The sequence below is a fragment of the Delftia sp. DS1230 genome (assembly GCF_040112715.1).
GTDB classification, from domain to species: Bacteria; Pseudomonadota; Gammaproteobacteria; order Burkholderiales; family Burkholderiaceae_C; genus Comamonas; species Comamonas tsuruhatensis.
The window spans coordinates 6235084-6249204 of record NZ_CP157763.1 but is presented as its reverse complement, the minus strand read 5'-3'; the positions used below and the strand labels follow the sequence as shown (position 1 = coordinate 6249204).

General features: G+C 67.9%; 11 protein-coding genes. 2 read left to right on the top strand and 9 right to left on the bottom strand.

The features are described 5' to 3' along the window. Positions 1–211: 211 nt before the first annotated feature. The 8 genes from AAN986_RS28155 to AAN986_RS28120 all read right to left on the bottom strand — a co-directional run bounded on the left by AAN986_RS28155 (position 212) and on the right by AAN986_RS28120 (position 10262). The gene (locus AAN986_RS28155) at positions 212–2521 is read right to left on the bottom strand and encodes an NADP-dependent malic enzyme (RefSeq protein ID WP_016447231.1); all 2310 of its coding nucleotides are present in this window, start codon (positions 2519–2521) and stop codon (positions 212–214) included. A 208-nt stretch (positions 2522–2729) separates the two neighbouring features. Further along, positions 2730–4196 (bottom strand): M81 family metallopeptidase, encoded by a 1467-nt coding sequence (locus tag AAN986_RS28150; protein ID WP_047219256.1) that lies wholly within the window; start codon positions 4194–4196, stop codon positions 2730–2732. Beyond that, the gene (locus tag AAN986_RS28145) at positions 4193–5488 is read right to left on the bottom strand and encodes a Zn-dependent hydrolase (protein ID WP_047219255.1); all 1296 of its coding nucleotides are present in this window, start codon (positions 5486–5488) and stop codon (positions 4193–4195) included. Before AAN986_RS28145 ends, AAN986_RS28150 begins: the two co-directional genes overlap by 4 nt. 32 nt (positions 5489–5520) lie before the next feature. Continuing rightward, on the bottom strand, positions 5521–6231 hold the full coding sequence (locus AAN986_RS28140; RefSeq protein WP_013804788.1) for an ABC transporter ATP-binding protein: 711 nt from the start codon (positions 6229–6231) through the stop codon (positions 5521–5523). Next, positions 6228–7007 (bottom strand): ABC transporter ATP-binding protein, encoded by a 780-nt coding sequence (locus tag AAN986_RS28135; RefSeq protein WP_012207823.1) that lies wholly within the window; start codon positions 7005–7007, stop codon positions 6228–6230. The genes AAN986_RS28140 and AAN986_RS28135 overlap by 4 nt, the downstream gene beginning before the upstream one ends. Continuing rightward, on the bottom strand, positions 7004–7996 hold the full coding sequence (locus AAN986_RS28130; RefSeq protein ID WP_026062103.1) for a branched-chain amino acid ABC transporter permease: 993 nt from the start codon (positions 7994–7996) through the stop codon (positions 7004–7006). Before AAN986_RS28130 ends, AAN986_RS28135 begins: the two co-directional genes overlap by 4 nt. A 5-nt stretch (positions 7997–8001) precedes the next feature. Next, the gene (locus AAN986_RS28125; RefSeq protein ID WP_012207821.1) at positions 8002–8862 is read right to left on the bottom strand and encodes a branched-chain amino acid ABC transporter permease; all 861 of its coding nucleotides are present in this window, start codon (positions 8860–8862) and stop codon (positions 8002–8004) included. A 194-nt stretch (positions 8863–9056) separates the two neighbouring features. Then, a complete protein-coding gene (locus AAN986_RS28120; RefSeq protein ID WP_047219254.1) occupies positions 9057–10262 on the bottom strand; it encodes an ABC transporter substrate-binding protein in 1206 nt (401 codons plus the stop codon). A gap of 244 nt (positions 10263–10506) precedes the next feature. Here AAN986_RS28120 and AAN986_RS28115 point away from each other — a divergent pair, with 244 nt between their 5' ends. Beyond that, the gene (locus tag AAN986_RS28115) at positions 10507–11523 is read left to right on the top strand and encodes a FadR/GntR family transcriptional regulator (RefSeq protein ID WP_047219253.1); all 1017 of its coding nucleotides are present in this window, start codon (positions 10507–10509) and stop codon (positions 11521–11523) included. 113 nt (positions 11524–11636) lie between these two features. Then, complete coding sequence (locus tag AAN986_RS28110; protein WP_047219252.1) at positions 11637–12653, top strand: tripartite tricarboxylate transporter substrate binding protein; 1017 nt, start codon at positions 11637–11639, stop codon at positions 12651–12653. A 79-nt stretch (positions 12654–12732) separates the two neighbouring features. Here the strand turns inward: AAN986_RS28110 and AAN986_RS28105 are convergent, their stop codons facing one another. Continuing rightward, positions 12733–14091: an aspartate aminotransferase family protein gene (locus AAN986_RS28105; RefSeq protein ID WP_016447223.1), complete on the bottom strand. Its 1359-nt coding sequence runs from the start codon at positions 14089–14091 to the stop codon at positions 12733–12735. Positions 14092–14121: the final 30 nt, after the last annotated feature.

The window sequence follows — 14121 nt, the reverse complement described above, 5'->3', positions numbered from 1 at the left end:
ATGTCTGGGGATTGAACAGTGAGAAGGCAACTCTGCGCCTGAGTTGCCTTCCATTCAATGCAAATGCCGCCCGTTGTCTCAAAAACGCGCGCGGCCAAAACGAGGGACACCGAGCAAGGGCCGCCCCGCAGCGAGGGTGTCGTCCCCCTCCCGCGAAGCGAGAGAGGGCGCCGTGCACACGGGGGAAGCGGCGAAGCCGCTCAGGGGGTGCTTAACGGTTAGCGTTAGCGTCCGCCACCGTCAGCGCCGTCATGTTGACGATACGGCGCACCGTCGTGCTCGGCGTGAGGATGTGCACGGGACGGGCGGCGCCCAGCAGCACGGGGCCGATGGCAATGCCGCCGCCAGCGGCCTGCTTGAGCAGGTTGTAGCTGATGTTGGCCGCGTCGATGTTGGGCATGACCAGCAGGTTGGCATTGCCCAGCAGCGTGCTGTTGGGCATGAGCTGGGCGCGGGCCTTGCCGTCCAGGGCCACGTCGCCGTGCATCTCGCCGTCCACTTCCAGCCAGGGGGCCTGCTCGCGCAGCAGCTCCAGGGTCTGGCGCATCTTGACGGCGCTGGGCTGGTTGCTGGAGCCGTAGTTGGAGTGCGACAGCAGGGCTGCCTTGGGCTTGACGCCGAAGCGCATCATTTCCTCGGCGGCCATGATGGTGATCTCGGCCAGCTGCTCGGCCGTGGGGTCGTAGTTGACGTGGGTGTCCACCAGGAAGACCTGGCGGTCGGGCAGCAGCAGGCCGTTCATGCAGGCATAGGTCTGCACGCCGGCGCGGCGGCCGATCACCTGGTCCACGTACTGCAGGTGGTGCGATGTCTGGCCCCAGGTGCCGGTGATCAGGCCGTCCACTTCGCCCTTGTGCAGCAGCATGGAGCCGATCAGGGTCAGGCGGCGGCGCATCTCGATCCTGGCGATGGGCACGGTGATGCCCTTGCGCTCGGTCATGCGGTGGTAGGTCTGCCAGAAGTCGCGGTAGCGCTCGTCGTGCTCGACGTTGACCACGTCGTAGTCCTGGCCCTCCTTCAGGCGCAGGCCGAACTTCTCGATGCGCTGGGCAATGATGGCCGGGCGGCCGATCAGCGTGGGGCGCGCAATGCGCTCGTCCACCACGATCTGCGCGGCGCGCAGGATGCGCTCTTCCTCGCCTTCGGCATAGGCCACGCGCTTCTTGGTGGCCTTCTTGGCCGTGGCGAACAGCGGCTTCATCATCGTGCCCGAGGCGTAGACGAAGGTCTGCAGATGGGCGCGGTAGGCGTCCATGTCCTGGATCGGGCGCTGGGCCACGCCGCATTCGGCGGCAGCCTGGGCCACGGCCGAGGCGATCTTCATCATCAGGCGCGGATCGAAGGGCTTGGGGATCAGGTACTCAGGACCGAAGCTCAGCTGCTCGCCCACGTAGGCTGCCGCCACTTCCTCGCTCTGCTCGGCCTGGGCCAGTTCGGCGATGGCGTGGACGGTGGCGATTTCCATCTCGGTGGTGATGGTGGTCGCGCCGCAGTCCAGCGCACCGCGGAAGATGTACGGGAAGCACAGGACGTTGTTGACCTGGTTGGGATAGTCCGAGCGGCCCGTGGCGATGATGGCGTCGCTGCGCACGGCCTTGACGTCTTCGGGAACGATTTCGGGGTTGGGATTGGCCAGCGCGAAGATCACCGGGCGCGCGGCCATCTTGACCACCATGTCCTGCTTGAGCACGCCGCCAGCGGACAGGCCGAGGAAGACGTCGGCGCCTTCGATGACCTGGCCCAGTGTGCGCAGCTCGGTGGCGCGTGCGAACTGGGCCTTGTCCTCGTCCATCAGTTCGGTGCGGCCTTCGTAGACCACGCCGGCCAGGTCGGTGACGAACACGTTCTCCCGGCGCAGGCCGACCTTGAGCAGCAGGTTCAGGCAGGCCAGGGCAGCGGCGCCCGCGCCCGAGGCGACGAGCCGGACCTCCTCGATCTTCTTGCCCGCGACCTTGAGCGCGTTGACCATGGCCGCAGCCACGGTGATGGCCGTGCCGTGCTGGTCATCGTGGAAGACGGGGATCTTCAGGCGGCGGCGCAGTTCGCGCTCCACGAAGAAGCACTCGGGCGCCTTGATGTCTTCCAGGTTGATGGCGCCGAAGGTGGGCTCCAGCGCGGCGATCACGTCGACCAGCTTTTGCGGGTCCTTCTCGTTGATCTCGATGTCGAAGACGTCCACGCCCGCGAACTTCTTGAACAGGACGGCCTTGCCTTCCATCACCGGCTTGGAGGCCAGCGCGCCGATGTCGCCCAGTCCCAGCACGGCCGTGCCGTTGGAGATCACGGCCACCAGGTTGCCGCGCGCCGTGTACTTGAAGGCGGCGGCCGGGTCCTTGACGATCTCTTCGCAGGGCGCTGCCACGCCGGGCGAGTAGGCCAGGGCCAGGTCATGCTGGTTGGCCATGGGCTTGGTCGGCACGATGGTCAACTTGCCGGGCTTGGGAAACTCGTGGTATTCGAGTGCGGCACGGCGCAGCTGGGCACGTTTATCGGAAGGGGTCGGGGCCGTGTTGTCGGACATCAAGCGTCTCCAGCGAAGGCATGGCCAACGCACGCGCGGATCATCCCGCGTGCCGTCGGCCGAGGTAGGGGGGAACCGATTGTAGGCCGACAGGCAATAGCCGGGCCCTGCTGTGAAACTGTTGTGATGCCTGGTTGCCCAATGTCCCGCGGCGGCGGCGGTCTTTGCTTGCGCGGCGCCGCAAAGCCGGGCAATCACATGGCGTCCATCAGATGGCGTCCAGCGGAAACACCGGGCGGCTGACCTGGGCGAACGGAAAGCGCGAATAGTCCGAGGTGGTCACGCCTGGGCTGTCGCACTCGACCAGGCCGGCGGACAGCGGCACGAAGACGGGCCGGCAGTACATGCGCGACTTGAGCAGCACGAAGCGAAAGCGCGTCGGGTCCATGCCCACGCAGTGGAACACGCCCAGGTCCCAGGGCTCGTGCGTCTGCTCGGTGATCACGATCTGCGCTGCGCCCGTGTCCAGGCAGACCGTGCGGCCCATGTGGCAGCGCTGGCCGGTGTAGATGGGGCCGCTGACCGTGTAGGCGCCGTCGCTGACGGCGCGCACCGTGCCGCGCAGCCGCAGCGGCTGCTTGTGAAGGCCGATGCGTTCCAGCGAGACCTTGTTGCCCAGCGCGATCTCCACCTCGGTGCCTTCGCCGGCCGCCGTGAGCGAGGCCACGGCCTCGGGGTCGCACAGCGGGCCCACGGCAATGCCTGACAGGCCCAGCTCCAGCGCGGTCTGCAGCACGTCCATGGTGTCGCAGGTGCCGCCGGACATGCAGTTGTCGCCATGGTCGAGCAGCAGCACGGGGCGGTCGGCGCCGTCGGCCAGGGCCTGGGCGCGGCGCAGCGAATCGGCCAGCGGCTCGCTGCGGTAGACGAAGTCGGCGCGGCGCTGCCAGATCCGGGCGGCCAGCGAGTCCACGCTCGCCTGGGTGGCCGCGCGTTCGTCGGTCCTGCAGGTGGCGACCACGCTCACGCAGGGCGCGGCGATGTCGGCCAGCGAGAAGCCGCCGAACACCGAGACCGCCGGCAGGCCCTCCGCTTCCAGGGCGCGCGCTGCGTTCACGGCGTCCAGCATGGGGCCGTCCAGCGTGGTGCTGCGCAGCGTGTGGCTCATCAGCGGCAGGCGGTGCCAGCACACGGCGTAGCGCGCGCGGCCGGCCAGCATGTCCAGCAGCAGCCGGCCCGCGTGCTCGCCGGTCTCGTACATGTCGATGTGCGGATAGGTCTTGAAGCCCACCATCACATCGGCATTGCCCACCATTTTTTCGGTGATGTTGCCGTGCAGGTCCAGCGCCACGCCAACGGGCACGCCGGGTGCGGCGGCGCGCACGCGTTCGAGCAGGTCGCCTTCGCCGTCGGCGCTGTTCTCGGCCACCATGGCGCCGTGCAGGTCCAGCAAGATGGCATCGCAGCCCGGCGCGGCCGCCACGATGCGGCGAGTGAGTTCGTCATAGGCGGCCGCATGCACGGGGCCGCTGGGATTGGAGGTGGCCGACACGGGCGTGACCAGGGTGGCGCCCGCCGCCTCGGCCAGGTCGATGAAGGCGGCCATGGCCGTGCGCATGCCCTTGTTGGCCGAATAGGCGGCCTCGCCATAGGTGGGCGCAAACGCCTCGATGGGCGTGGGCACGGGCGAGAAGGTATTGGTCTCGTGGTTGAGCCGGGCGATCAGGATCTTCATGCCGGCACCCCGCCGTCCGCTGCCTGCACCACGCCCGCAGCCGCCAGCATGGCGCGCAGCAGCACGTTGCAGCCGGCCTCCAGGTGGGCGGGCTCGGCATCCTCGATCTCGTTGTGGCTGATGCCGTCGGCGCAGGGCACGAAGATCATGGCGGCAGGCGCCACGCGCGCCAGGTAGACGGCATCGTGGCCTGCGCCGCTGACCACGTCCATGGCGCTGTAGCCCAGGTCGGCGGCATTGGCGCGCACGGCCTCCACCAGGTGTGGCGTGAACGGCTGGGGCGGGAAGTAGACGACCTGCTCCACGCCAACGGTCACGCCATGCGCGGCCGCAATGCGCTCGCAGGCCGCGCGCAGTGCGGCATCCATGTCCAGCAACTGGCCGTCGTCCGGCGCGCGCAGGTCCACGCTGAGCTTGACGCCGCCCGGGATCACGTTGCGCGAGTTGGGAAACACCTCCAGCGATCCCACGGTGCCGCGCGCATGCGGCAGGCGGTCCAGGGCGATGCGGTTGACCTCGGCCACGAGGTCGCTGGCGGCCAGCAGGGCGTCGCGGCGCAGCTCCATGGGCGTGGGGCCGGCATGGGCCTCCATGCCCTGCACGCTGACGTCGTACCAGCGCTGGCCCAGCGCGGCGCTGACCACGCCGATCACGCGTTCATGGTTTTCCAGCACCGGGCCCTGCTCGATATGGGCCTCGAAATACGCGCCCACCGCAGGCGCCGGGCCGGCCGGCCCGGCATAGCCGATGGCGCGCAGCGCCTCGTCCACGCTCACGCCCTGGGCATCGCGCTGGGCCAGCGCATGCTCCAGCGTGAAGGCATTGACGAACACGCCCGAGCCCATCATCACGGGCACGAAGCGCGAGCCTTCCTCGTTGGTCCACACGGCCACTTCCAACGGGGCGCGCGTGCGCACGCCGCCATCGCCCAGCGTGCGCAGCACCTCCAGCCCGGCCAGCACGCCGTAGTTGCCGTCGAACTTGCCGCCCGTGGGCTGGGTGTCGATGTGGCTGCCCGTCATCACGGGCGGCAGCGCATCGTCCAGGCCTGCGCGGCGCGCGAAGATGTTGCCGATGGCATCGACGCGGATGCTGCAGCCGGCCTCGCGCGCCCACTGCACGAAGAGATCGCGCCCCTGGCGGTCCAGGTCCGTCAGCGCCAGGCGGCACACGCCGCCCTTGGGTGTGGCGCCTATGCGCGCCAGGTCCATCAGCGATTGCCACAGGCGGGCGCCGTCGGTGCGCAGCCCGGCCGCAACGGCGGCGGCTGCAAGAGGGGTACTGAGATCCATGAATGACTCCTGGGAATGCGAAAGGCGGTGGATCAGGCGATCCCTACACCGAGATACCGGTCCTTGATGGCGTCATCGGCCAGGAAAGCGGCATTGCCTGCCTCGTGCGCAATCGCACCCTGTTCGATGATGTAGTGGCGGTCGGCCAGCTGGGTGCAGACCTCCAGGTTCTGCTCCACCAGCAAGATCGCCACGCCAGCGGCCTTGATGGTCTTGAGCTGGGCCACGATCTCCTCCACGATCACGGGCGCCAGGCCCTCGACGGGCTCGTCCAGCATGAGCAGGCGCGGCGCGTTCATCAGGGCGCGGCCTATGGCCAGCATCTGCTGCTCGCCACCCGACAGCTGCCCGCCGCCGTTGCCGCGCCGCTCCTTGAGTCGCGGGAAGATGCGGTAGATGTCGGCCAGCTGCCAGGGCGAGCGCTTGCGCTGGCCCAGCAGCAGGTTCTCCTCCACCGTGAGCAGCTTGAAGATGCCGCGGTGCTCTGGCACCAGGCAGATGCCGCGCTGGGCCACCTGGTGTGTGGCCAGCCGGTGCACGGGCTCGCCGCCGAAGCGGATCTGCCCCTGCGAGGGCTGCATCACGCCTGCGATGGACTTGAGCGTGGTGGTCTTGCCCGCGCCGTTGCGGCCCAGCAGCGTGACCAGCTCGCCGTCCTGCACCTGCAGCGACACGCCCTGCAGCACATGGCTCTTGCCGTAGTGGGCGTGTATGCCCTCGACCGAAAGCAGGGGACCGCTCATGCCTTTCCTCCCGTGATCATGTTGCCCAGATAGGCGCTGCGCACACGCTCGTCGGCGCGGATCTCGTGGGGCAGTCCTTCGGCCAGCACGCGGCCTTGCTGCATGACGGTGATGGTGTCGGAGATGTCCATGACGATGTTCATGTTGTGCTCGATGAGGACCACGGTGTGCTCGTCCCTGAGGCCCTGGATCAGGCGCTTCATCTCGTCCAGGTCGTCGATGCCCATGCCCGAGGTCGGCTCGTCCAGGAAGATGGCCTTAGGCCGTGCGGCCAGGGCCATGCCCACCTCCAGCCGCCGCTGCTGGCCGTGCGAGAGGTTGCCGGCCGGCGTGTCCGCGTGGCGCTCCAGGCCCAGGCGCGACAGCACGCTGGCCACGGTATCGGCCAGGGCGCGAGCACCCACGGGCGCGTTCCAGCAGTCCAGGGCCCTGGCGGGGGCCACGCCCTGTGCGGCCAGGCGCAGGTTCTCGCGCACGGGCAGGGTCAGGAACAGGCTGGTGACCTGAAAGGACCGTGCCATGCCACGGCGCACGCGGCGGTGGTCGGGCTCGCGCGTCACGTCGTGGCCGTCGAAGACGATGCGCCCGCCGCTCACGCTCTTGGTGCCCGTGAGCATGTGGAACAGGGTGGTCTTGCCCGCGCCGTTGGGGCCGATCACCGAGTGCACGGTATGGGCGCGCACCTTGAGGTCCACGCCGCCCAGGGCGACGAACTTGTCATAGCGCTTCTCGACGCCCACGGCCTCGAGCAGGATGGGAGATGCTGCGGCGCTCATGCCTGGCCTCCTTTGGTTTCTGCAGCGGCCGCCGCGGCATCTGCCGGCCCTTTGCGGCGCACCAGGGCCCACAGGCTCTCGCCCAGGCCCCACAGGCCGCGCTGCAGGCCCAGGCTCACGATCATCAGCACCACGCCCAGCAGCAGCAGCCAGCGCGGCCACAGCGTGGACAGCCAGTCGCCCAGCAGCACGTAGAAGGCCGCGCCCAGCACCGAGGCCAGCAGGTTGCCCGTGCCGCCGATCACGGTCATCACCAGGATCATTTCGCTGGTGTGGTACTCGGCATTGGACAGCGGGGCGATGCCCGTCATCATGGCGTGCAGCGCGCCGGCCAGGCCCGTGACTGCGCCCGAGATCACGAAGGCCTGCAGCTTCAGCAGCCTCAGGTCGTAGCCCACGGCGGCGGCGCGCTCCTCGTTGTCGCGCACGGCCAGCAGCGTGCGGCCGAACATGGAGTCGCAGACGCGGCGCAGCAGCCAGAACACCACCAGAAAGAGCACGGCCACAAAGCCGTAGTACTGCCAGGGCGTGGCCAGCGGCCACAGCGTCTGGCCGGCCACCGCGAGGGCGGGGCGGGGCACATCGAGCAGGCCGTTGTCGCCGCCGGTGATGTCCGTGGCCGAGTAGGCGATGAAGTAGAACATCTGCGCAAACGCCAGGGTGAGCATCACGAAATAGGTGCCGCGCTGGCGTATGGCCACCCAGCCGACGATGGCCGCGCCCACGGCGCCCATGGCGGTGGCGGCCAGCAGGGCCAGCGGCATGGGCAGGGGCCAGCGTGTCAGCAGCAGGGCGATGGTGTAGCTGCCCAGCCCGAAGAAGATGCCCTGCCCGAAGGACAGCAGCCCCGTGTAGCCCAGCAGCAGATTGCAGCCCATGGCCGCGAGGCCGAAGATCAGCACTTCGCTGGCCAGCGAGCCCGACTGCATGCACAGCGGCATGGCCACCACGATGGCCAGCGCGAGAAGGAGATGGGAATGCCTGGTCATGGTCTTCATCCTTTGCGGCCCAGCAGGCCATGGGGTCGCAGCAGCAGCACGGCGGCCATGGCCACGTAGATCATCAGGCGCGCGCCCTCGGGCCACAGCGTGCTCATCACGCTTTGCACGATGCCGATCAGCAGGCCGCCGACCAGTGCGCCGCCGAAGCTGCCCAGCCCGCCCACGACCACGATCACGAAGGCCACGCCCAGTGCCTCCACGCCCATGAAGGGCTCTGCGCCGCGTATGGGCGCGGCCAGCACGCCGGCCAGCGCCGCCGTGGCGGCGCCCAGCGCGAACACCAGGCTGAAGATGCGCAGCACGTTCACGCCCAGCAGGGACACCATCTCGGTCGATTCGCTGCCCGCGCGCACCGCGCTGCCCAGCCTCGTGCCTTCCAGCAGCCACCACAGCAGCACGGCCAGCACGGCGGTGAAGCCGATCACGAACAGCCGGTACTTGGGATAGACGAAGCTGCCCCACATCACCACGCCCTGCAGCAGATCGGGCACGGCCACGCTGTCGCCCAGCGGGCCCCATTGCACGATCACCAGCTCCTGCACCACCAGGGCCAGGCCCACGGTGACGATGATGTGGAACTCATGCGCCTTGGCATACACATGGCGCAGCATGAGCTTTTCCACCAGCCAGCCCAGCGCGCCCACGGCCAGCGGCACCACGACCAGGGACAGCCAGAAGCTCATGCCCCAGCGCGTCATCTGGTAGCAGAAATAGGCGCCCAGCAGGTAGAAGGCACCGTGCGCGAAATTCACGAAACGCAGCAGGCCGAAAACGATGGACAGGCCCACGGCCAACAGGAAATACAGCATGCCTATGCCGATCCCGTTGATGGTCTGAAGCAGATAGATGCTCATACAGGGTCCGAAACGATGGACGAAGGAGGCGAAGTGCCCGGTGGCTCTGAAGCACGCCGGTCATGGTGCTGCGCCTATGAAACTGGCGCAGCCTAAGTGAGGGACACCGAGGAAGGGCCGCCCCGCACCGAGGGTGTCGTCCCCCTCCCGCGAAGCGAGAGAGGGGGAAGGCGCGCAGCGCCTCAGGGGGAGCTCTAAACCAGCTTGCAGCCGGTCTGGTCTACGGGCAGGAAGGACTTGCCGGAGCTGACCACATCCACGTAGTCGTCCTTGTTCTTCATCTTGGACTTGGCCTTGCCCTTGAGCAGGTAGTAGTTCTTGAGCACCTGGTGGTCTGCCTTGCGCACCTCTTCCTCGCCCGTCAGGCCCTGGTACTTCATGCCTTCCAGCGCGGCGACCACAGCCTTGGGGTCGACCGTGCCGGCCTTGACGATGGCATCGATCATCAGCTTGGTGCAGATGTAGTGGCCGGCCAGGCTGTAGTTGGGATTGGCCTTGAACTTGTCGTTGCAGCGCTGCACCAGATCACGGTTGAGCGGCGTGTCCACCGTGTGCCAGTACTGGGCGCCGAAGTACACGCCGTCGCACAGGTCGGCACCCAGCGACTCGAACTGCTCCAGCCCCGAGGCCCAGGCGATCAGGATGGTCATGTTCTTGTTCATGCCGAAGCTGATGGCCTGGCGCAGCGTGTCCGAGGACTGGGCGCCGAAGTTCAGCAGCAGCAGCACGTCGGGCTTGGCGGCCACGGCATTGGTCAGGTAGCCGCTGAACTCCTTTTCGGTCAGCGAGTGGTAGCTGTTGCCCACATGCTCGATGCCCTTTTCCTTGAAGATGTTCTTGGCCGCCGTCAGCAGGCCGTCGCCGAACACGTACTGCGGCGTGATGGTGTACCAGCGCTTGGCCTTGGGCAGGGACTCGACCAGCGGGCGCACGGTTTGCTCGATGGCGCCGAAGGTGGGCGCCGACCAGCGGAAGGTGGCGCTGTTGCAGTCCTTGCCCGTGATCTCGTCGGCGCCTGCGGTGGTGATGAAGATGCCGCCGGCCTTCTCGGCCTCCTTGCCCATGGCCAGCGCCTCCGACGACAGGATGCCGCCTGCGAAGAAGCGCGTGCCCTGCTGCTGCGAAGACTCCTGCAGCTTGCGCACGGCCGTGGCGGGCTTGCCCTCGGTGTCCAGCACGGTGTAGGCCAGCGGGCGGCCCAGCGCCTTGCCGTACTGCTCGATGGCCAGCTTCATGCCCAGGTCCGCATACTTTCCGTTGGCCGCGAAGGCGCCCGACATGGGCACGGGGCAGGCGAACTGGATGCTGTCCTTGGACTGTGCCCAGACGCTGCGGCCCAGGCCCAGCGATGCGGGCAATGCGCCCAGTGCCGAGAGTTGCAGGAGGTGACGACGTTGCATGGGATCTCCGTGATGGGAACTGAAGGCGCGGCGGCCCGGGTACGCTTTTCAGAGCAAGTTGCATGCCAGTCGAAATGGGTGCGTGCAGGCTCCTTGATTCATATTTATAGTGATAAATAGAAGAAATAGGGCGCGTGCTAACCCTAGGCGGGCACGGCCACGCGCCATGGCGGTGCATACTGCACCAAACCCGCATGCAGATTGGGCGCGGACACGATCCGGTGCCCTTCCGGAGAACACAACAATGGATACACCCAAGTCGCCCTCCCTGGCAATCCGGCAGCTCAAGCGCCCGGATCTCGTGGCCCAGGAGATCAAGCGCCTGATCACCGAAAAGAACCTCAGCCCCGGCGACCGCCTGCCGCGCGAAAGCGAGCTGCAGGCACAGTTCCAGGTCAGCAAGGGCACGATCCGCGAGGCCCTCAAATCGCTGGAAGTGCAGGGGCTGATCACCATCTCCACCGGCCCTTCGGGCGGTGGCACGGTCGTCGAGGTGCCGCTGGACCGCACGCTGCAGTTCATGCAGAACTACCTGTTCTTCCAGGAGGTGACCATCGACGACATCTACACGGTGCGCCAGATGCTGGAGCCCGAGCTGGCGGCAGGCGCCGTGCCCCATCTGACCGAGGCCGATTTCGAGGCCCTGGAGCACAGCATCGCCTGCTGCGATCCCACGCAAAGCAGCGACGACCTGGTGAGCCAGCGGCGCGAGGACGTGAACTTCCACGACATCCTGGCGGCCGCCAACCCCAACCCGTTCCTGCGCTTCACCTGCGAGCTGATCAACGAGATGATCCGCCAGCTCATCGTCTTCGCCAACCGTACTCCGCAGGCCGAGCACCGGCGCTTCGGCGAGGCCAATGCCCGGATCCACCGCGACATCGTGCAGGCCGCACGCGAACGGGATGCCGTGAAGGTGCATGCGCTGATGCAGCAGCACATGCGGGATGCGGCCAGCAGCGTCAAGCGCATGAAGGGCCGCATCCAGGGGCGGCTCATCCTGGATGCCGACAGCCTGCGCAGCCCGCGTCCGCAACGCGCCGTGCAGACGGTGGAAAAGCCGGCGATGGCAGTGCCGAGGACTGCACCAAAAAAGGCACCGAAACCGGCAGCAAAAGCAGCGCCAACAACAACGGCAAGGCCGGCCGCAAAGACCGCCGCAAAAGCCGTCGCGAAGACCACCGCAAAGGCGGCTCCGAAGGCGCCCGCCAAGTCACCGTCGGCGCGTCCCGCCGCCGCACGCAAGCGCGCGGCCTCCTGAACTGTCCCGCGCCGGTCATTGCCGGCCCAGGCCACGCGTTTCGCGCCGCTCGCTGCTGGTATGCTGCCGCGCGCTCGGCCTTCACGCATTCCACCCCCTCACGAGACAACAGCATGAGACAAACCCCTTTCGCATCTTCCCGTACCCCTGCCCTGTGGCGCGCCCTGGCCGGCGGCCTGGCGCTGGCGGCCACGCTGGCGGCGCCCCTCGCCCATGCCCAGGGCGCAGGCAGCTATCCGTCCAAGACCATTCGCCTGGTCGTGCCCTTTGCGCCTGGCGGCTCCACCGACATCCTGGGCCGCCTGCTGGCGCAAAAGATGGGCGAGAGCATGCACACCACGGTGGTGGTGGACAACAAGCCCGGTGCCAACGGCACCATCGGCTGCGACCTGGTGGCCAAGGCGCCGGCCGACGGCTACACCGTGGTGCTGGGCGATGTGGGCTGCATGGCCATGGCCAAGGGCCTGTACACCAAGCTGCCCTATGACCCGCTGCGCGACTTCGCGCCCATCAGCCTGGTGGCACGCAGCCCGCTGGTGCTCACCGTGGGCGCGCAAAGCCCGTTCCACTCGCTCAAGGAGCTGACGGCGGCGGCCCAGGCCCAGCCCGGCAAGCTCAACTACCCCTCGTCGGGCACGGGCGGCCCCAACCACCTGGGCGCCGAGCTGTATGCCATGCAGGCCAAGGTCAAGATCGGCCACGTGCCCTACAAGGGCAGCGCGCCTTCGGTGGTCTCGCTGGCCGCCGGTGAGACCGACTTCGGCTTTCTCACGGCCGTGACGATTGCCGCGCAGCTCAAGGCCGGCAAGGTGCGCGCCCTGGCCGTGGCCCACAACGAGCGCCTGCAGTCCATGCCCGACGTGCCCACCATGTCCGAGGCCGGCCTCAAGGACTTCACGGCCGATGCCTGGTTCCTCGCGGCCGTGCCCGCAGGCACGCCCAAGCCCATCGTGGACAGGCTCTACGCCGAGATCGCCAAGGCCCTGCCTGCGCCCGAGGTCAAGGAAAAGCTGGATGCCATGGGCGTGCTGCCCTCGGGCCTCAAGCCCGATACCTCGGCCCAGTTCCTGCGCGTGGAAGTGGACAAGTGGCGCGATGTGATCAAGAACGCGGGCATCACGCTGGACTGATTTCGCAGCCTTGCCGTTGCCATGTAAAAAGCCCCTGTGGCCTCACGGCCCAGGGGCTTTTCTCATGTGCCGGAGATGCTCAGTTCGTTTCGGTCAGGGCATCGCCCAGGGCGCTGACCAGCCGCTCGATCTCGGCCTTCTCGCTGATGAAGGGCGGCGCGATCTGGATGGTGTCGCCGCCGTAGCGCACGTAAAAGCCCTTGTCCCAGCACTTCATGGCGATCTCGTAGGGACGGCGTGCCGGCTCGCCGGGCAGCGACTCGATGGTGAAGCCCGCAGCCAGGCCGAAGTTGCGGATGTCGGCCACATGCTTTGCTCCCTTGAGGCTGTGCACGGCCTGCTCGAAGAACGGGGCCAGCGCGCGCACGCGGCCCGGGCCGTCCTCGCGCTGCAGCAGGTCCAGCGCGGCCACGCCCGCTGCGCAGGCAATGGGGTGGGCCGAGTAGGTATAGCCGTGCGGGAACTCCAGCATGTACTCGGGGCCGCCCGCTGCCATGAAGGTGTCGTAGATCTCCTTGCTGGCCACCACGGCGCCCAGGGGCTGGGCGCCATTGGTCACCTGCTTGGCGATGTTCATGATGTCGGGCGTGACGCCGAAGGCCTCCGCTCCCGTCATGGCGCCGCAGCGGCCGAAGCCCGTGATGACCTCGTCGAAGATCAGCAGGATGTTGTTCTGCGTGCAGATCTCGCGCAGGCGCTGCAGGTAGCCGGCCGGCGGAATCACCACGCCGGCCGAGCCCGAGAAGGGCTCGACGATGACGGCTGCGATGTTGCTGGCGTCATGCAGGGCGATCAGGTCCAGCAGCCGGTCGGCCAGCGCGCGGCCATCGGTGGCAGGCATGCCTTTGTGGAAGGACCCCAGCGCCGGCTGCGTGTGCGGCAGGTGGTCGGCCTCCACGCCCTGGCCGAAGGTCTTGCGGTTGCCCACCATGCCGCCGACCGAGATGCCGCCGAAGTTCACGCCGTGGTAGCCCTTCTCGCGCCCGATCAGCCGGGTCTTGCCGCCCTGGCCCTTGGCGCGCCAGTAGGCGCGTGCCATCTTCAGCGCCGTGTCGGCGGCTTCCGAGCCCGAGCCCGTGAAGAACACATGGTCCAGGCCTGCGGGCGTCAGCTCCTTGATCTTGTTGGCCAGCGCGAACGAGGCCGGGTGGCCGAACTGGAAGGCCGGCGCATAGTCCAGCTGCTGGGCCGCGCGGCCGATGGCTTCGGCGATCTCGCGGCGGCCATGGCCCAGGCCCGAGCACCACAGGCCCGACAGGCCGTCGAAGATCTTGCGGCCGTCGGCATCGGTGTAGTAGGCGCCCTGGGCGCTGGTGATCATGCGCGGGCGCGCCTTGAACTCGCGGTTGCCGGTGAAGGGCATCCAGTGGGCCTCGAGCCAGGCGGCATCGGTGCGCGTGGCGGGGGCGGCGCTTTGTTCGGTGGGAACCAGGGTCATGGCGATCTCCTCGAGCCTAGGGAAGAAATG